This window comes from Pseudomonas umsongensis, from assembly GCF_002236105.1.
GTDB lineage: Bacteria > Pseudomonadota > Gammaproteobacteria > Pseudomonadales > Pseudomonadaceae > Aquipseudomonas > Aquipseudomonas umsongensis.
Genome location: NZ_NIWU01000002.1, coordinates 1,115,459 through 1,133,744, shown reverse-complemented (window position 1 = coordinate 1,133,744; position 18,286 = coordinate 1,115,459). Strand labels below are relative to the sequence as shown.

18 protein-coding genes and 1 other RNA gene are annotated in these 18,286 nt (G+C 56.6%); 11 read left to right on the top strand and 8 right to left on the bottom strand.

Going from position 1 to position 18,286, the window contains the following annotated elements; translation table 11 throughout:
- Positions 1-230: 230 nt before the first annotated feature.
- Both PSUM_RS15630 and dnaX read right to left on the bottom strand, forming a co-directional pair.
- Positions 231-569 carry a YbaB/EbfC family nucleoid-associated protein gene (locus PSUM_RS15630; protein ID WP_007933349.1) on the bottom strand — a complete coding sequence of 113 codons (339 nt, stop codon included), beginning with the start codon at positions 567-569 and terminating at the stop codon, positions 231-233.
- 66 nt (positions 570-635) lie between these two features.
- A complete protein-coding gene (gene dnaX, locus PSUM_RS15625) occupies positions 636-2,702 on the bottom strand; it encodes a DNA polymerase III subunit gamma/tau (RefSeq protein WP_083348506.1) in 2,067 nt (688 codons plus the stop codon).
- A 135-nt stretch (positions 2,703-2,837) separates the two neighbouring features.
- Between dnaX and PSUM_RS15620 the strand changes: the two genes are divergently transcribed.
- Positions 2,838-3,590 (top strand): substrate-binding periplasmic protein, encoded by a 753-nt coding sequence (locus PSUM_RS15620; RefSeq protein WP_083348505.1) that lies wholly within the window; start codon positions 2,838-2,840, stop codon positions 3,588-3,590.
- Here the strand turns inward: PSUM_RS15620 and PSUM_RS15615 are convergent.
- The gene (locus PSUM_RS15615; RefSeq protein WP_033043481.1) at positions 3,557-5,293 is read right to left on the bottom strand and encodes a putative bifunctional diguanylate cyclase/phosphodiesterase; all 1,737 of its coding nucleotides are present in this window, start codon (positions 5,291-5,293) and stop codon (positions 3,557-3,559) included. The genes PSUM_RS15620 and PSUM_RS15615 overlap by 34 nt on opposite strands.
- 281 nt (positions 5,294-5,574) lie before the next feature.
- Between PSUM_RS15615 and PSUM_RS15610 the strand changes: the two genes are divergently transcribed.
- The 3 genes from PSUM_RS15610 to PSUM_RS15600 all read left to right on the top strand — a co-directional run bounded on the left by PSUM_RS15610 (position 5,575) and on the right by PSUM_RS15600 (position 9,013).
- Entirely contained in the window at positions 5,575-5,889 is a 315-nt protein-coding gene (locus tag PSUM_RS15610; RefSeq protein WP_020800653.1) for a helix-turn-helix domain-containing protein, read from the top strand.
- 402 nt (positions 5,890-6,291) lie between these two features.
- Positions 6,292-7,584, top strand: coding sequence for a site-specific integrase (locus PSUM_RS15605; RefSeq protein ID WP_083348504.1), 1,293 nt, complete (start codon positions 6,292-6,294; stop codon positions 7,582-7,584).
- Positions 7,585-8,140: 556 nt separating this feature from the next.
- Positions 8,141-9,013, top strand: coding sequence for a helix-turn-helix domain-containing protein (locus PSUM_RS15600; protein WP_083348503.1), 873 nt, complete (start codon positions 8,141-8,143; stop codon positions 9,011-9,013).
- A 415-nt stretch (positions 9,014-9,428) separates the two neighbouring features.
- Here the strand turns inward: PSUM_RS15600 and PSUM_RS15595 are convergent, their stop codons facing one another.
- Positions 9,429-9,731, bottom strand: a complete 303-nt coding sequence (locus PSUM_RS15595; RefSeq protein WP_083348502.1) for a hypothetical protein — start codon at positions 9,729-9,731, stop codon at positions 9,429-9,431.
- A 168-nt stretch (positions 9,732-9,899) separates the two neighbouring features.
- On the opposite strand from PSUM_RS15595, the gene PSUM_RS15590 reads away from it, so the two are divergent.
- From PSUM_RS15590 to PSUM_RS15565, 6 genes are all read left to right on the top strand, one after another.
- Complete coding sequence (locus PSUM_RS15590) at positions 9,900-10,106, top strand: hypothetical protein (protein WP_083348501.1); 207 nt, start codon at positions 9,900-9,902, stop codon at positions 10,104-10,106.
- Positions 10,107-10,279: 173 nt separating this feature from the next.
- Positions 10,280-10,519, top strand: a complete 240-nt coding sequence (locus PSUM_RS15585; RefSeq protein ID WP_083348500.1) for a hypothetical protein — start codon at positions 10,280-10,282, stop codon at positions 10,517-10,519.
- 115 nt (positions 10,520-10,634) lie between these two features.
- Positions 10,635-11,261: a recombinase family protein gene (locus PSUM_RS15580; protein ID WP_083348499.1), complete on the top strand. Its 627-nt coding sequence runs from the start codon at positions 10,635-10,637 to the stop codon at positions 11,259-11,261.
- An 89-nt stretch (positions 11,262-11,350) separates the two neighbouring features.
- Positions 11,351-12,175 carry a metal-binding protein gene (locus PSUM_RS15575; RefSeq protein ID WP_083348498.1) on the top strand — a complete coding sequence of 275 codons (825 nt, stop codon included), beginning with the start codon at positions 11,351-11,353 and terminating at the stop codon, positions 12,173-12,175.
- Positions 12,176-12,577: 402 nt separating this feature from the next.
- Entirely contained in the window at positions 12,578-13,228 is a 651-nt protein-coding gene (locus PSUM_RS15570) for a hypothetical protein (RefSeq protein WP_083348497.1), read from the top strand.
- Positions 13,229-13,300: 72 nt separating this feature from the next.
- A complete protein-coding gene (locus PSUM_RS15565; RefSeq protein ID WP_083348496.1) occupies positions 13,301-14,011 on the top strand; it encodes a hypothetical protein in 711 nt (236 codons plus the stop codon).
- 272 nt (positions 14,012-14,283) lie between these two features.
- Here the strand turns inward: PSUM_RS15565 and ffs are convergent.
- The 3 genes from ffs to PSUM_RS15550 form a co-directional block, all read right to left on the bottom strand.
- Positions 14,284-14,380, bottom strand: an RNA gene (ffs, locus tag PSUM_RS15560) — signal recognition particle sRNA small type.
- A gap of 358 nt (positions 14,381-14,738) precedes the next feature.
- Positions 14,739-15,590: an urea carboxylase-associated family protein gene (locus tag PSUM_RS15555; RefSeq protein ID WP_083348495.1), complete on the bottom strand. Its 852-nt coding sequence runs from the start codon at positions 15,588-15,590 to the stop codon at positions 14,739-14,741.
- A gap of 15 nt (positions 15,591-15,605) precedes the next feature.
- Positions 15,606-16,259, bottom strand: a complete 654-nt coding sequence (locus tag PSUM_RS15550; RefSeq protein ID WP_083348494.1) for a GntR family transcriptional regulator — start codon at positions 16,257-16,259, stop codon at positions 15,606-15,608.
- Between the two features lie 173 nt (positions 16,260-16,432).
- On the opposite strand from PSUM_RS15550, the gene PSUM_RS15545 reads away from it, so the two are divergent.
- Positions 16,433-16,990, top strand: coding sequence for a TetR/AcrR family transcriptional regulator (locus PSUM_RS15545; protein ID WP_083348493.1), 558 nt, complete (start codon positions 16,433-16,435; stop codon positions 16,988-16,990).
- Here PSUM_RS15545 and fabF read toward each other — a convergent pair.
- Positions 16,987-18,261, bottom strand: coding sequence for a beta-ketoacyl-ACP synthase II (gene fabF, locus PSUM_RS15540; RefSeq protein ID WP_083348492.1), 1,275 nt, complete (start codon positions 18,259-18,261; stop codon positions 16,987-16,989). The genes PSUM_RS15545 and fabF overlap by 4 nt on opposite strands.
- Between the last annotated feature and the right edge of the window lie 25 nt (positions 18,262-18,286).

The following is an 18,286-nucleotide window of genomic DNA, read 5'->3' as shown; positions in this document are numbered from 1 at the left end:
AGACCTTGGTGGCGGTACGGCGTTCGATGTTTATTCCTGGCACATGATCGTTCCCACGCTCTGCGTGGGAATGCAGCCCGGGACGCTCCGCGTCCCTTTCTGAAGCTGGAACGCGGAGCGTCCCTTTAGGCATTCCTTTGCTGCGCGTGGGAACGATCAGTGACCAGAAACAAAAATGCCAGGCGCGATGCCTGGCATTTTTTGTAGCTCATCCAACGCCCGAAGGCGAATCAGAATGGCAGTTTCATGCCCGGTGGCAGTTGCATGCCAGCGGTCATGCTGCCCATTTTGTCCTGGCTGTTGGCTTCGATCTTGCGCACGGCGTCGTTGACGGCCGCGGCGAACACCGCTTCGAGCATTTCCTTGTCATCTTCGCTCAGGCCTTCGACCAGGCTTGGGTCGATGGTCACGCGCTTGACGTCGTGACGACCGGTCATCACCACGGTGACCATGTCGCCACCGGCTTTACCGGTGACTTCGGCGTTGGCCAGCTCTTCCTGCATCTTGGCCATTTTTTCCTGCATCTGCTGCGCCTGCTTCATCAGGCCGGCCATGCCACCTTTCATCATGGGAATCACCTCAAAAGTACTTGGATTAAACGACGTCCAACCCGTACGGGCGAGCGCCTTCAGTTATTAGCCCTGACTGGCCAGGGCCTCGACAGGTTCAATAGTATCGTTACGGATCACCGCACCGAACTGCTGCATCATTTGCTGGATGAACGGATCACCGTGGATCGACTCCTCGGCCTCGCGCTGACGGTCGGCACGCCGACGGGACGCCGCCTGGGCCGGGGTTTCCTGCTCGGGCTTGATCAGCTCCATGGCCAGGGTCAGGGTCCGCCCGTGATACTGGTTCAATGCTTCATTGAGACGACGTTGTTGAGTGGCGTTGAACAAGGCGCTGTGGGCCGGGTCCAGGTGCAACAACCAGTTGTCGCCATCGACCGCGATCAGCGTGCAGTTGGCGGCGATGCTGCCAGTCATGCCGGAAATCGGCAGTTTCGGGAACAGCTCCAGCCATTGCAGGGCCAGGCCCGTGGCCGGCGCTGCGGCGGGCTCAGGCTCGGGCGCCGCGGCAGGCTCGGCGGTGTGTTCGCTGGCCAGTTCGTCGAGGTAGCTGTAGGCCGAGTCCATGTCTGGCTCGATATAGTCTTCGTCCAGTGGCGGCTCGTCATCCAGATCCATGCCTGGGGTAGCGGCATCGACTTGCGCCACCGTCGGTTCCGGAATGGGCGCGGCGGCCCACTCCGGCGCGTCCGGTACCACGCTGTCCGGGGTCGGCAACGGCATGGGCGGCAACTCGGGCTGCTCGCTGGCGGTTTCCAGCACCGGCTCGACAGCTGGCTTTTGAACGGCTTCTGGCTCGACCGGGTCGTTCCATGGCAGGTCGACCACTTCCTCGACCACGACCGCCTCGACCACCGGCTCAGGTACAGGTACAGGTACAGGTTCAGCGACAACCGGCGCGGGTGCCGGAGCCACCGCCGCGACAGGTGCAACCGGTGCAGCGACGACCTTTGCAACGACCGGCGTGGCAGCCACTGATTTGGCGGAATCAACCGTGGCCTGGCTGATCCCCACTGGCTTTAGCGGTTGCCTCGGCGCGTCCGCGGTGTCCGCGGGCCGGAATGCCAGCATGCGTAACAGCACCATTTCAAAGCCGCCACGGGGATCCGGCGCCAGCGGCAAGTCGCGGCGGCCGATCAGGCCCATCTGGTAATAGAACTGCACGTCTTCGGCCGGCAACGCCTGGGCCAGGGCCAGCACCCGGTCTCGGTCGCCATGACCGTTGTCGACGCCTTCCGGCAAGGCCTGGGCAATGGCAACCCGGTGCAGCACATTGAGGATCTCCGAGAGCACGCCATTCCAGTCCGGGCCTTGTTCGGCCAGGTGGCGGACCGCTTCGAGCAGGGCCTTGGCATCGCCTTCGATCAGCGCATGCAGGACGTCATAGACCTGGCCGTGATCAAGGGTGCCAAGCATCGCCCGAACGTCCGCGGCCATGACCTTGCCCTCACCGAAGGCAATCGCCTGGTCGGTGAGGCTCATGGCATCGCGCATCGAACCGTCGGCGGCGCGACCGAGCAACCACAGTGCGTCGTCTTCGAACGGCACGTTCTCGACACTCAGCACATGGCTCAAATGCTCGACCACCCGTTCCGGGGTCATGTTCTTCAAGGAGAACTGCAGGCAACGCGAAAGAATCGTTGCAGGAAGTTTCTGCGGATCAGTGGTGGCCAGGATGAACTTGACGTAGGGTGGCGGCTCTTCGAGGGTTTTCAACAGCGCATTGAAAGAATGGCTGGAGAGCATGTGCACTTCGTCGATCAGGTAGACCTTGAAACGCCCGCGGCTGGGGGCGTACTGCACGTTGTCGAGCAACTCGCGGGTGTCTTCGACCTTGGTGCGGCTGGCGGCGTCGATCTCGATCAGGTCGACGAAGCGGCCTTCATCGATCTCGCGGCACACCGAACACTCGCCACAGGGCGTTGAAGTGATACCTGTTTCACAGTTCAGGCATTTGGCTATGATCCGCGCGATAGTGGTCTTGCCGACCCCGCGCGTACCGGTAAACAGGTAGGCGTGGTGCAGCCGCTGGCTGTCCAAGGCATTGATCAGAGCCTTGAGCACATGGGTCTGGCCGACCATTTCGCGGAACGAGCGCGGACGCCATTTACGTGCAAGAACCTGATAACTCATCGAAAACCGTCGCAGCGAAGGAAGCAGAAGCGGCTAATGCTAGCGGAGCAAGGCACAAATTGCATCCGGTGCGCTCGTCTAATCTGGCTAAGCTGCATTTTGCGGGCTTTTTGCGTCAAAGTTAGCGGAGCGTTTATGCGGTTAGCCTGGGGGGCACTGCTGTTGTTAAGCCTGGACGGAACGGCCGCTGATGCGCCGTTGCGCTTCGTGGTGCCTGACAGTTGGGCGATGCCGATGGTGCAACTTGAACGTGGCCGGCCGACCCAGGGCATCCTGTATGACGTGATGCTCAGCCTCGCGACCCAGGTCGGCGTGCCGGCGCAGTTCCACGTATTGCCCCGCGGCCGGGTGCAAAACGCCATGGAACAGGGCGAGGTCGACATACGCTGCTACGCCGCGCAGTCCTGGACGCCGAACCAGTCCGGCGACTATATCTGGAGCATTCCGCTCTGGACTCAACCCGACCTGCTGGTCAGCCGTCCCGATGCAATCGCCTCCGTCACGCCGACACACTTGCCCCATCAATCGATCGGGACGGTCCTGGGCTACAGCTACCCAACCCTGCAACCCCTGTTCGACGCCAACCGGCTGTATCGCGACGATGCCCGCAATCAGGAACAGGTGCTGGAGAAGCTGCATGCCGGGCGCAACCGCTATGCGGTCAGCAACCAATGGACCCTTGACTGGTTCAACCAGCGCTTGTTGCCGCAGCAGCAACTGCAAAGCGTGGCGCTCCTGCAGGAGCAACGCGTCGGCTGCTACGTGCGCAACGACCCCAAGGTGCCGGTGCAGCGCATCCTGCGCACCCTGCTGCGCATGAAGATGTCCGGGGAGATCGACGACATCATTGCCCTTTATGTCGGAGGCAAGACTGAACCCAGGCCATGACCTTGTGCGGTGGCATCTGCCGCCCGCCATTGCGCCGGCACGACAAAACCCGCGACCCAGCCGGGCACATCGTCAGCAGGCATAGGCTGCGCAATGAAATTGCCCTGGGCCACCTCGCACCCCAGGCGCAACAGCAACTCACCGTGCTCGATACTTTCCAGCCCCTCGGCGATCACCTGGCGGCCAAATGCCCGGGCAAGGCCGATCACGGCCGTGGTCAATGCCAAGTCATCGCCATCATGAAGAATGCCGCGCACAAAGGACTTGTCGATCTTGATGGCCTGGGTGCGCAGGCGCTTGAGGTAACTCAGGGATGAGTAGCCGGTGCCGAAATCCCCCAGGGAAAACTGCACCCCCAGCGCCTGGCAAGCCTGCAGACAGGCACTGACATGCTGGATGTTCTCGACCGCGACCGACTCGACGATTTCCAGGTCAAGCCGCTGCGGAGCGACTCGCTCGTGCCGCGCCAACAGGTTTTTGAGGCGCTCGACGAAATCCGCCCGCTGAAAATGCCGCGCCGCGATATTGATGCTCACCGGCCAGTCATGCCCGGCCTGGCGCCATTGATCCAGCTGCGCCAACACCCGGTCCAGCACCCACTCACCGATATCGATGATCAGGTCCGTCTCCTCCACCTGAGGCAAAAAATCCCGGGCAGGCATCAAGCCGATTTGCGGGTGCTCCCAGCGCAGCACCGCCGCAAAGCCAACGACTTGGCCACGGCGCATGTTGACCTTGGGCTGGAACTGCAGGCGCAGCTCTCCGGCATCCAGCGCCTGACGCACCCGTTCGACCGTCTCGTGAGTGGCCTTGACCTCGCGGTCGCGGCTCACGTCGAACAAGTGAAAGCGCTTGCGACCGCTCTGCTTGGCCACGTACATGGCCTGATCGGCATGACGCAGCAAGGTCCCGGCATCTTCGTTGTCGTGAGGAAAGAGCGTGACGCCAATACTGGCAAACACATTGATGTCCTTGCCGTGCAGTGAGTACGGTGCCGATATCGCCCCCAGTACCCGGTTCAGCGCGGCCCGCAATTTCGGCAGGTCATGGACGTAGCGCAACACCAGGACGAACTCGTCGCCGGCCAGCCGCGCGACCACATCCTCGCCACGCACGACGTTGCGCAGGCGCTTGGCCACCTCCACCAGCAACAGATCGCCGGTGGCATGCCCGTAGCCGTCATTGATCGCCTTGAAGCCGTCGAGATCGAGCATGCACACTGCCAGCGGAATGCTCTCCTGCCGGGAGAACTCCAACGCCTGATCGAGCAGATCCGAGAGAAATGCACGATTGGGCAGCCCGGTCAGCACGTCATGACCGACCCGCCATTGCAGGGAATGCAGGAGCTGGCGTTTTTCGCTGATGTCAAAGCGAATCGACAGATACCGCTCTACCCGCCCGGTGGCAGTCTCGATCACCGGCACCATGGTGCTTTCGACCCAATACAGGCTGCCATCCTTGGCACGATTGCAGATCTCACCCTTCCAGATATGACCCCGGGAGATGGTGCGCCACATGTCGACGAAGAAGTCAGTGGCGTGCATGCCGGAATTGAGCATGCGATGGTTTTGCCCAAGCAACTCTTCACGGCTGTACCCGGACACTGCGCAAAACTGTTCATTGACGTGGGTGATCCGGCCGCCCAGGTCGGTCTCGGAAAAAATCGCGGCGGCATCCACCGCCCTGCGGTATTTCTCATCCATGAGTCAGGCTCGTTGTCGCCGGCGGTGGAACCCGTTCAAGGCAGCAACACCGATGCTGGTAATATTCTGCAAGACTGCAAGTGGCTTTCGCCGCCTTGCGTAACTACGCAATAGTGGCTTTTTCATATTATTCCATAATCTGAAACAAGCTCACTCAATGTCGCTTTTGGACGGCAATTCTACGAAATGCATCACATTTTGCAAAGCAAGGTGATGGTTAATGCAGTTGCCTATTACTACATCAATCGTTAAGTTCTTGATTCTAAATGGGAATTAAAGCGATGCACATTTCAAGTTTGGGTCCAGCCATCCGGCGGTACCGCAAGGTCGCGGGGCTTACTCAGGCTGAACTTGGCGAAAGAACCGGTTTTGACCCCAAAACCATCAGCCGCTTCGAAACCGGTACCTATACCCCCAGCGTGGACGCACTGTTCATGTTTGCCAATGTGCTGGGGGTGAAGCTGAAAGCCTTTTTCGCCGACCCTGGCGATGAGGACGAACAACGGGCGTACCTGTTCGATGTCATACATAAAGCCCCCCCAAAGGATCTGGGAAAGCTGATTGCAGCGGTTGACCAGGCCTTGTCCAAGCCTTAGAGCCAGCAAGAACGATGATCGACGTGTCGCGTCCGACAGGTCGAGCTCCTTTTTTATGTCGCCACCAAATCGCAGACGACAAAAAGCCGCGATGGGCAGGCGCCATGGCGGTACAGGAAACCGGTTTGATTGATTACGCGAGAGAGGGTCTCGCGGTTCGTTAAGGTGGTAACCCCACCAGCCACACCCCGGCACACAATGTCACCGCTGCGGCTGCTCCCTTCCAGTCCACCGAGGTGGCATGCAAGCATGCTCGCTGATCGTTGCAGACCTTGTGCAATAAGGGTTTCAGGCTTTTGAGGTTGCAAGATATCTACCGTGCAAAATCACTGCACGGGCAGTTAAAACTCAAGGTGCGGCCAGCATTGTTCCACTCTGCTGTTCCACTTTGGTGTTCCACTCATGGCCTATATCGTCCGCCGCCAATCGGTCTACTACCTGAACCTTCGATTGCCCAAGCATCTGTTTCCAAACCGTCACACCTTGCGTATGTGCCTGAACTTACGAGAACGTCAGGCTGCATTATTCCTCGCCAGCTCACTGGCCCAGCAAGTGCATAGCTACCTGTGTGAGCACCCTCTGGCAGACATCCTGACGCTGCGTAGGCTTTGCACTGAATGGCGAGATAGATGCCCACCCCCACCCTCAACGCATCGCTCACACAAACCCATAGCCAAGCCTGCGAAATCAGTCGCTGAAGGTCCGGCTCTGTCTACCCTGTCGAAGCTTTATATAGATGAGGGAAAACGTGGAGGTACGTGGCGAACCGTCAGCACCTTCGAGGTGGAGCGCGCCCTACGTGATCTGTTCGAGCTGATGGGTGACATGCCAGTCGAAGCCTTCGACGCTCGGCAAGCCCGACTGCTGAAAGAACGATTGAGCCGATGCCCTCAATACTTCGGCCTACGCCCTGAGTTCGAAGGTAAGACTTTACGACAGGTTGTCGAGTCAGCCGGAACGTACAAGACGATCTCTGCGGTAACAGTGAACAACCGGCTGCGTAAACTCTCTGCCTTTCTCAATTGGTGCAAGGCCAACGGCTATATCACGGACAATCCGCTGGCAGGTCTGAAGGTAATGACGGGATCAGCCAAGGACGCACGGCTTTCATTTGAGCAACAAGACTTGACGGCCCTACTCAATCTGGATGAACTCAAAACGGAGTCCCGTAAGCATCCTTGGCGGTACTGGATACCACTACTGGGCCGCTTCACGGGGGCACGATTGGAAGAGTTATGCCAACTGCATGTGGATGACTTCATCCAGCAACAGGGTATTCAATGCATCCGTATCGATGACAGCAGCGAAAGCCAGAAGCTGAAGAACTCCAGTAGCCGACGCTTGCTACCCCTCCACCCCGCCTTGTTCGAATTTGGTCTACTGGGGCATGTTGAGTCAGTCAAAGCCACCGGTGCAGATCGATTGTTCCCAGAACTAGAACCAGTACGAGGCAAGCTGGGCCATGCACCATCGAAGTGGTTCGGACGCTACAAGACCAAGCGGGGCATCACTGATCCGAAGAAGACGTTCCACAGCTTCCGCCATACGCTGATTGATGATTTGCGGGACGCTGGCGTGCAAGATTCACTGATCAAGCGAATCGTTGGACATGAGGACAGCTCGGTGACATTCGGCATCTATGGCAGCAGGACACCGTTGAAAGCGATGGCGGCGGCACTGCAACACATCACCTGACCAGCAGAGACTGGGCGACTGGTCACATCTCAGCGCCCCCTCACGGGACACCATCAGTTTGCCTGCTCAATCGCTTATGGAGGCAAACGCCCGAGCTTTTCGAGCTACTTGAGCACGGCTCCGAAACTTGTCGAAAACCCTGATAAACCTCGGTAAAACTTGCATCACTGTCTTCAGAATCCAATCGCCCACGTCCATTACGCCCAGTGTTTACTAGGCAAACTGACCGTCAGCACTAAGCAGGGCGCTTCCACTTCGCTGGAAACTGGTTTATGCAAAATTGCACGGTGCTATAGGGGCTCAGAATGATTAGCGCCCAGCCCTGAACCCAAGCACATTCTGATTCTATCCGCAACAACTTCTTGACAGGCGACCGAAAATCTGTATAATTCGCCGCCTACCCAGTAGGTAGACAGACAGCTCAGAAGCCTCCGCCGCGACCACCGATTTGGTGCCTTGCAAGGGGGCTTTTTAACGCCTGTGAATTACCAACCCTAACCGGCAGCTACCCGAGAGGAATTGCCTATTGAAATGAACTGACACAGGAGAAAACACGATGACTACGCTCGCCCGCAACAAAGTATTGCCCATCGCCGCACCAGCTACCGACATTCGTTCCACACTGACCAAGCACCGCACCACCACCATTGACAGTTTCGTTGTCGACAAGGTGAGCGGCGAGATATTGGGTAACTACACCTGTTCTGATTACAGCCCAGAGCCAATTGATTACCCAGTCGCCCCCTTCCAAGAAAGTACTGCGTTCGTCATAGATGAACATGGTAGTCCTATCGCAATTCACTCCCCAGTTGTGAATGCCGGGCTCACAGCGCCAGTTCTCAGCTTCCCCATAGCCACCGCTCCTTCACGCCCCGAGGCGAAGACTGGTAAAGGCAGAAAAGCACAGATCATCGAGAATAAACTGTGGGACTTGATGTGGGCCGCTAAGATCGAAGAGGTTCGTCTGCCTTGGCTGGACCACTACGTTCGAGGTGCTATCAACACGGGGCCGGGCGTGATCAACGGTAGGTACAGCGTTTCTCCTACTGATGTCACTAAATTGCTCTATCTGCCAGAGATTTCAGTGGAGAGCGCCTCAAGGTGCTTGCTGAACCACGATCACGAACCGATGAGCGTGAGGCAGATTCAACGGGTCGTTGAAGCTACGAGAGTCGCCCTGAGGGGCATTGCACTGTACTTTGAACGCCACCCAGAGATTCTGCTTCAGCTCGATTTGGCGACTGACTTCAACCAGTTTTGGCGGACCAACATGAGTGAGGAAAAGCAGCCTGCTCGGATGGAACACCCGAAGCGACAGGAAGTACTACGCCTGCTGGAACAAGGTGAGGCTATCAAAGCGATTGCACGACAATCCGGAGTATCCAAGACCACTGTCAAGAAATGGCAAGTAGAATTGCAGACTGCCTAAATCAAGACTGCTCGCCCCCGACGAGAAAACCGTTGGGGGGGGGTCAGTAAAATCAGTTAACGACAGATTTATAAGAGGCTAGAAATACCGCATCGTCCCGATTCTGGATCAGCACACCAATAAATAAAATGAAATCAACACACATCCAAGCTCTTTGCTCTTGATCTGCTCCACCGAAGGTGACGTGCAATACCTGCCAGCATCCGCTGACGGGGGTACTACCCAATGCGTCCGCATTCGTTTCTGCACCAACAAACAAGATCAAGGGCAAAGGCAAGAGCTAGATTTGTGTAGAAATTTTATTGGTGCTTTGTTCGACCGTCAGGTCAGTGGTGATCAACAATCAAAGCGTGAACTACTGAAAGCTGGCCGCTTTCGGTGCAAGCGATCCAATGGAGCTGGAATGGTTTCTGGTCTATGGCTTGCTGCCTGAGATTACGTCCAGCCATCCCGGTGATTTTTCTTCAGGTGCAAGAGATGGCGACTGCGCTTCACTGGGACTAATTCGCTTGGCAGCCATAGCAATGGTCGTGAGCTTGTCGTGCATAGACACCAGCAGAAACCAAATGCCCGAACCGAAGCAGCCAACCATAAAGCCCAGTATTGCACCGATGACTTCGTGGCCTGTTCCAGAACCCACAATGGCACCTCCGATGACACTGAAGAGAATACCTACCCATGCGAAAAAACTTACAACCTTGATTACCAGATGTTTCATTCCAATTCCCCGCACAACTCTTCCAATTTCAATTGCCCCATTCTACAGAAGTCTGGAGGCTGATATTGAGACCGTTGCAATCTCACTCGCACAGAGCAGCATCAGGGCTATCAAGGTGCTTGTTGGGGCTACACTGAAGGGCTTTCCACACTGACAAGGACAGCCCTCATGTACGATCGCACCTCAGTCACTGGCGACACGCTGGAGCTGCTGATACACAACCAACAGGCGCTCAGAGCAGGACTTGAAGAACTATCGCTCTGGATCAAGCGGCAAGGGGCAACGACCGCCCACGAGAATGTGTTGTCGATCCTATCGATCCTAGACATGAATGCGGACGCCATTGCTTCAAGCATCGAGTACCTTCGGAGATAGCTTGTACTCGCTCGATGAGCCGCTGCATACAAACAACGCTGATTTCCCAGTGCAGGGAATACGCGTGCGTGATGGTTACTCAGCGGCGAATGAATGTGAACCTCCCGATCAGCTCGTAGTCAATCGACCATCATGACCTCTGATGCTCCGTGACCTACGGACAGGTGATCAAAGTGGAAACTCAAGAAAGGCTACATCGCATTCTGTTACAGAAGATCGCCGCAGGTACAACACAGATCACAAACGCGAATGAAGTGGCCCTGATGGACGAATTGATCTGCAGCGGTTATGTCACAGGTGCGGAGAGCAGCACCTTTGGTGAGCGTCATTTCTTGGACGTGCAGATCATGCCATTAGGCGAAGCTCGCCTTCACAGCCTTTCCCAGCTCGCAAACCCACTATCAAAGCAGTAGACCTATCCGGTAGTCCGAGAGCCGTCAGGAAACCACTATCAATAGACTATTGCGGAAAGCTATATGATTAATTTATCATTTGTCTATCAAATAGAATGACAAAGGATAGCAAGCCATGAACGCCCACCTCTACCTCCGTGCATCGACCAAAGACCAAGATGCCAATCGTGCAAAAGTGGCTCTGGAGTCGTTCGCTATCGAGAAAGGTTTGAGCATCGTTGGCGTGTACGCCGAGAACATCAGTGGGACCAAGCTCAACCGTCCTGAGCTTCTTTCCTTGCTCGACACTGCCGAGAGTGGAGACGTGCTATTGGTTGAGTCCGTAGACCGCCTGAGTCGCCTCTCGCAAGCTGACTGGGACACTCTCAAGGGCACTATCAAGGCAAAGGGACTGCGTCTGGTTGTAGCTGATCTGCCTACCAGTCATATGCTGGTTGAGGCCAAGGGAATCACTGGGCAAATCATGGATGTGATCAACAACATGCTGATTGATTTGATGGCAACCATGGCACGACTGGATCAAGAGAAGCGTGTGGAGCGCATCAAGCAAGGACTGGAAAACAAGAAAGCTGCTGATCCAGATTGGAGGCCAACAGGCAAAGGCAGGAACAATGCCAAGTGGGCAAAGGTAAGGTCGCTGATGGAGAAGCATCCGACAATGTCTGCCGATATGATCGCCAAGCAGGCTGACTGTGGTGTTGCCACGGTGTACAGAATCAAGCGAGAAACGACCATCGCCTGATGTCGTACCTGCTTCGATTTCTTGGGACTAGCCCTGTAACTCATCTTCGCTGATACCATCTGGGCGATACCAACGGACGGGAACACGCCATGGGCAATTACGCCAACTCGCTATCCGAACGAGACAAGCACACCAGAATCACCAAAGGTCATTGCCTAATTTGCGGCACATATGGAAGTCTTTCTCAAGATCATGTGCCACCCCAAGGCAGCATTACTGTCACAAAGGTTGAGCAGGTGCATCTGACCGAGATGTTTGACCTCCGCTCCCCAAAAGTCAAAGGCATCCGATCCCCTAATGGAAGTAAATTCAAGACGATCTGCCGAACTTGCAACATGACAGCTTTGGGTCAGAACGACGGTGAAGTAGCAGAGGTCTGCAAGGTACTGACTCAGAAAATCCGTCATTTTTTCACTTATGCAAACAGCCCCGTGTCGAGTGCGCACGTCCCAGTCAATGCCTTGAAGTACACGCGAGCCATGGTGGGCCACATTCTATCCGCTACATCAGTGACGGAATGCATTGCACCCAGCCAGCCGACTCCGTACTTCGACCCACTGAAGAAATTTGTGCTGGGTGATGATCACGCGATGAACGATACTCACGACGTGTTTTACTGGTTCTTTCCCCATCGACATCACCAAAGCATCAAACTCTTCAGCGTGTGGAATTCGGGTCATACCTGTTGCATGAGCCTACTTTCGTTCTTTCCTCTTGCGTTCCTCGTCACTGAAAAAGACAAGGGCATATACCCAGCTGGCGCAGTGAAGCTTGATCTGTCTGACAAATCATTGTTCGTAGACCTTTCATCCCGAAACGTCCACTTCTCTAGCTTCCCTGCGGTCGAGTTAAGAGGTAATCAGATGGTCGCATTGAATGGCAGCATGTCTATCGTGAGCTATCCGATTAAGTAGCCAAAGCCAAGGAGCGCGATGCCTAGGCAGGTCGAGTGGAAACCGTAGTACCAAGCCAGTCAAAGCCTTCACTGCCTTTGGCGTGTCATATCGTGCCACCACCAAGGCTCTTGTCGTGAGCCTGAGCACCGCTCAACGTGCCATGAAGGACTGAATCACGTTGTCACTCTGCTCGTGTGTTACGGCGCTTGAGTGGCGAAGGTTATTTTCAAATTACGGGGACTGTCATTTGCCCCCCTCGCACATGGCTAAGCACCCCGGGCAAAACCGACAAATTATTTTTCCAGCGACCGAATCAAATGCATGCCGATGTGCCTTCTTTTCTCAGCGGCGGGAAATGGTTTTGGCTGGGAATCTCAAGTGCTTCCAGTTAGTCTCCGCGCTTCATTACAGGGAGTTACCATGAGTCCTAGATTTTTTTTGATTGTTGCAGGCGTTGCTCTTTCTTTCATAGCTGCAATCGTCGCCTTATACCTTGACATGTTTGGCATCAACCGCGTCCATGATCAAGCGATCTGGGGAGCTTTCGGGGACTACTTCGGCGGCATCTTGAATCCGATATTCGCATTGGCCGCTTTTTTCGGGGTGCTCTGGTCGCTTGATTTGCAAATGAAGCAAGTCAGGCAGATGTCAATAGACAAGCAGAGCGAAGAGATTCTTCTGGTCATAAAGGACATCGATACAAGAATCGGAGAGCTGCTGGGGACTTCAGTTGGGGGCGTGGGCAAGGCAGAGTTGTTCATGCACCATATGGTTGCCGAGTCCGAGCGTAAAGCTGGTGTACTGGACAGCTCGGATGCTTATGCTCAGTTCATTTTCACCGCCAAGCAACACGGCTCTATGCTTGAGGCTCCAACAAGAGAGCTGAAAAATCAAGTCATCACAATGCATCGATTCCTCATCCGGTATCCACAGAAAAAAGACGCTCATTACGCCCCGATAATCGAGTACTACATTGGTAAAACCTCAAGGTTCGTGCCGATGTTCAAGGACTTAGGAAACCTTCCAGATGACACGCTGAGATTTTTCGAGACCGCTGGTAAGAACATGTGAGCTGAAATGTTCCTACATGCAGGGCGACGCGAGTCACACGAACAGAACCAACTGCCAGAAAGGAACGCTACCATGCTCTATATGATGCTGCCGCTCGATAGGCATTTTGATTCTGGATTCGGTGCGGTTGCGGACTCGTTCAGGGATGCCGCTGACGCCCTCGAAAATACCCGAGAGAACACACCGACCCTGAACGACCACCTGCCAATAAGCTATCTGTACCGGCACGCTATAGAGCTTTACCTGAAGTCAGCGATCATCATTTTTCATCGCAAGCTCAACATTCCATATGGAGACACCCCAGCAAGCGGCGAACCCAAAGTCCTCGATGGGGCGAAGTGGAAGCCCATGTTTAACGTCCACGGCCTGCAGCCGCTCTATCGCCACTTCTGCTTCCTTTTTGAAGATCACGCTGAGTACCTGTCAACCCATACAAACACCGACTGGAGCTTCCCCGCTGAGCTAGGTCAATGGATCAGTGACATCGAGGAGACGGATTCATCAAGCACATTCTTCCGCTATCCAGTCACGAAGGACAAAGCGAAGGACAAGGAAAAATCAGCTATCAGGGAAGATGACTATGGTGCAATGCTTTCAAAGGTGAAGCAGAACCAAAGGCCAGTGAAAGCATTCCTTATGGTCGGTCAAGACCAAAACGTCATCGAAGCTTTCTCGCTTGATGACACTCGATCCAAAGAGATCATTGGCACGCTGAAGCAGGTTGCAGAGCTGTTTTCCAACTGCCACGCAGTAATGGTTGGCGAGCTTACCGGCGGAGCTTGAGCCTTATCTGCCCCACCGAACCCAATTACCAGCCAACACACCGAGACAGATTTCCCTTGCCTTGGCGTGAAGCTCTTTTGCTCACACCAACAAAGCCGAACTTTCTGAAAAGCACAAGAAACGTGACAACGATATAAATTTGGAGGGAATGGTGTAGCGGACTAGAATGCAACGCATAGTGCACCACTTGGATGTACTTAAACGCTGTCACACTTCGAGATTTTTTGACTGATAACGCGTTGATTTACAACGGTTTTTTAGATAGGTGGTAACCCCACCAGCCACACCCCGGCACACAATGTCACCGCTGCGGCTGCTCCCTTCCAGGCCTGACCGGGTTCACGGCTGATCGTTGCGGGGGGACCGATGGGGTCACCATAACGACGCTCACCTGACGGCGAGCCGCGCCATTGTACCTATCTGGGACGAAGTTACAACCGTTCGAGTGGATTAAAAAAAATGAGCTGGGTCAAGGACATGCAATTGCCTTGAAAATCTCGTGGTGGGTTGACGGCGTACATATCCATTCCTGCGGTAACAGCCACATAGGGTTTCGCTTTTACAGCGAGTCACCGGAAGAGCCTGTAGGAGCGAGCATGCTCGCGATGGAGGTCAACGATGACGCGGGGAGTCTGGCACCCCGCGGTGCTCTCAGGTTTTTCGTCGGAACGCCGCCCGGAGCATGCTCGCTCCTACAGGGCGCGGTACTCTTGCGTGATTCGCCTATCTACAATTCCCAATCGGCCTTAGCAATGTGCAACCCATGCATCCCCTGGTACGCCGCACGCTCCGGCTGGCTCCAACCCTCAAGCAACGCATCATCCAATCGATAAACCTCCACCCCCAGCGGCCGGCACACGCTCAGCGGGTCCTGCGCATCCGGTCCCCACATGGCCAGCGACAAATCGCCTCCCGGGCAGGTCGACAGTGCGCAGAGCAAATCGATTTCGGCGAAGAACTCCAGGTAATCGCCCTTCTGCGCCGGACAGGCCTTCATGAAGTACATGTCGTCGTGGTTCAGCCCCGTGCACTGGAAAATGTTCAGCACGTCATGCACATCGAATTCGGTCAGGCCGTGAGGCAGTACCGCACGGGTCAGGTTGGAATGACAGTGATGGTGAAAGTCCTCGCCGGTGAGCATCTTGTTCACGTACGGATCGCAGCGGGTACCGAGCAAGTCGTGCAGGCGCCCGCCATGTTCGTCGATACCGTACGCGGCGAGGCTGTCATCGGTGATGGTTACCAGCGGCCGCAAGAATGGCAGGTTCGACCAGAGCCGATCGTGGATGCTGACGTGCGCCCCCTGCAACTGCCGGGTCCGCGCCGCCCACAAGCGTTCGCGCGGATCGTTGGCGTTCCACACGTTGAAATCCCCCACCTGCGGCCCGACCGGCGTGGTCACGCGAAACACGTGCCCGGCCGGCACTTTCCAGGCACGACCAGTACGGATCGGCACTTCGAATGACTCGATCAGGGTACGCCCGTCCTTCGCGTCGCGAACCCGCTCGTAGAAAGCCTTGTCCACCTGCAAGGCCGAACCTTTGCTGACTTGATAAGCCGCCGGATAGTCTTTGTACATGGCACACACCCTCGATCAGTGATGGGAAGCAGTGGCAAACAATTGCGACAGCAGATGTTCGGAATCATCGAGATACAGGCACATGGCGTCTTCGGCGCCGCGCTTGTCGCCCTCGGCAAGCAGCTCATGGATTTGCCGATCGCGAGCCAGCCAGGGCGCCTGGAAACGCGCTTCATCGGGAGCGCTGCAGAACACCAGGCGCAATTGCGCGACGACGTTGGTGAAGAACGCGTCAAACAAAGGACTGCGCAACAACCCGACAATGTGCTGGTGAAAGGCCAGGCCATGGGTGCCAACGGCGCGCCAATCCTCGCGCTCCCGGGCCAGCTCGGCGGCTTCCAGGGCTTCGAGCATGCGGTCGGACTCATACTCGCGCAGGGGCCGACTGGCACTGATGGCCTGCAATTCGAGCGTGCGTCGAACTCGGAACAGGTCCCGCACATCCTCAATCCCCAGCCGGCGCACCATGACTCCCTTGTTGCGCACATAGCGGGTCAAACCCTCCTGCCCCAAGCGGTGCAAGGCCTCCCGAATGGTATTGCGCGACGCGTTATAGGCGGCCACCAAATCGCTTTCCACCAGGGACATGCCCGGCAGCAATCGCCCACCAATGATGTCGCCACGTAACTCCAGTGTGATCTGATCGGCCAATGACAGCCCGCTGTTCATACTCATTACCCCGGATTGTTCAACAATCGTTGGTGAATGAGTAATCACTATTCGTGCCATATTTCATTGGGGTTCGATCAAGTTCGACGCATCTGCATGCTTTTTAGAAATAGAAGTACAGTCACCATCCAATTTTCATTGGTTAATATGGCGCATTGATGTGGAGATATCAGATGCGTTACTCGCAGGACCATAAAGCCCAGACACACCAACGCATCATCAAGGAAGCTTCTGTACGCTTTCGCCGTGACGGCATCGGCGCGACCGGCCTGCAACCGCTGATGAAAGCGCTGGGCTTGACCCACGGGGGCTTTTATTCACACTTCAAGTCCAAGGACGAGTTGGTGGAAAAAGCGCTGCAGGCCGCCGGGGATCAAGTGGACGTCACCTGCGCCGAGCTATTTTCCCAAGACCGCCCGCTGGAGGCATTCATCAACGCCTACCTGTCCGAATGGCACCAGACCTCGCCCCACGAAGGCTGCCCACTGCCGACCATGTCCTCGGAACTCGGCATGCGCGGCCAGCCAAGCCCAACATCAGACGCGGTGCTCCATGCACGACTTCGCCAGATCCAGGGCACCCTCGAGGGCGAAAACACCGAGCGACGCAGCATTGTCATCATGTCCACTCTGATCGGCGCGCTGCTGCTATCGCGCAGCGTCGAGAACCCCGAGCTGGCTGCCGAGATCCTCGAGGTGACACGCACCCACCTTATTCAGCCTGACAACTAGCCAACCCAGCGCTTGAATAGCACGCTGGCATTCACCCCGCCAAACCCGAACCCGTTGGACAGCGCGTACTCGATCGCCATGGGTCGTGCCTGGCCGCGAACAATGTCCACGCCCTCGCTGGCCGGGTCCGGATTATCGAGATTAAGGGTTGCGGGCACGATCTGGTCCCGGATCGCCAGCAGCGTGAAAATGGCTTCGATCCCGCCAGCAGCACCGAGCAAGTGCCCGGTGGCCGACTTGGTCGAGGTCACTGCAATGCCGTTTTGCGAACCGAACAGCGCCTTGATGGCTGCCAACTCCCCCAGGTCGCCCACTGGTGTCGAAGTGGCGTGCGCATTCAGATGCTGGACCTGCTCCGGCAAAATCCCGGCCTGAGCCAATGCCAATGACATGGCCCGGCGTGCGCCGCTGCCATCCTCAGGGCCCGCGGTCAGGTGATAGGCGTCGGCGCTGGTGCCATAACCAACCACCTCTGCCAGGGGTTGAGCACCACGGGCCAAGGCATGCTCCAGGGATTCGACCACCAGCAGGCCAGCCCCTTCACCCATGACAAAGCCATCGCGGTCGCGATCGAACGGACGCGAAGCGCGCTCCGGGGTGTCGTTGAAAGCGCTGGACAAAGCACGCGCCGCCGCAAAGCCGGCAAGACTGACCCGATCGATCGCCGCCTCTGCGCCCCCACACACCGCAACATCCGCCTCGCCGCAACGAATCAATCGCACCGCATCGCCAATCGCCTGGACGCCAGCCGCACAGGCAGTGACCGGTGCGCCCAGCGGGCCCTTGAAGCCATGATCGATCGACACATGCCCCGCGGCCAGATTGACCAGGAAGGAAGGGATGGTAAACGGCGACAACCGTCGCGGCCCACGACTGTCCGTGGTACGCACCGCATCGGCAATCGCCCCGAAACCACCCACGCCGGACCCAATGATGGTTGCCGTACGCTCCTGGGCTTGCGCTGTTTGTGCCTGCCACCCCGCCTGCTCGATCGCCTGGCGCGCCGCCTCCATGGCAAACAGGATGAACCGATCCATCTTCTTCTGTTCTTTGGGCGCCGTTGCCCGATCCGGATCAAAACCTGCCTCCGGGTCCTGCGCAACGGTTTGCACCGCCCCGCCGACCTTGGCCGGCAGATCGGCCACCACCTCATCCGGCAAATTGCGCAACCCGGAACGCCCAGCCAACAAGCGCGCCCAGACCGCCTCCACGCCGCTACCCAGCGGAGACACCAGCCCCATGCCTGTCACTACTACTCGACGATCACTCATACCGCCACCACCTCACACCGGTTCG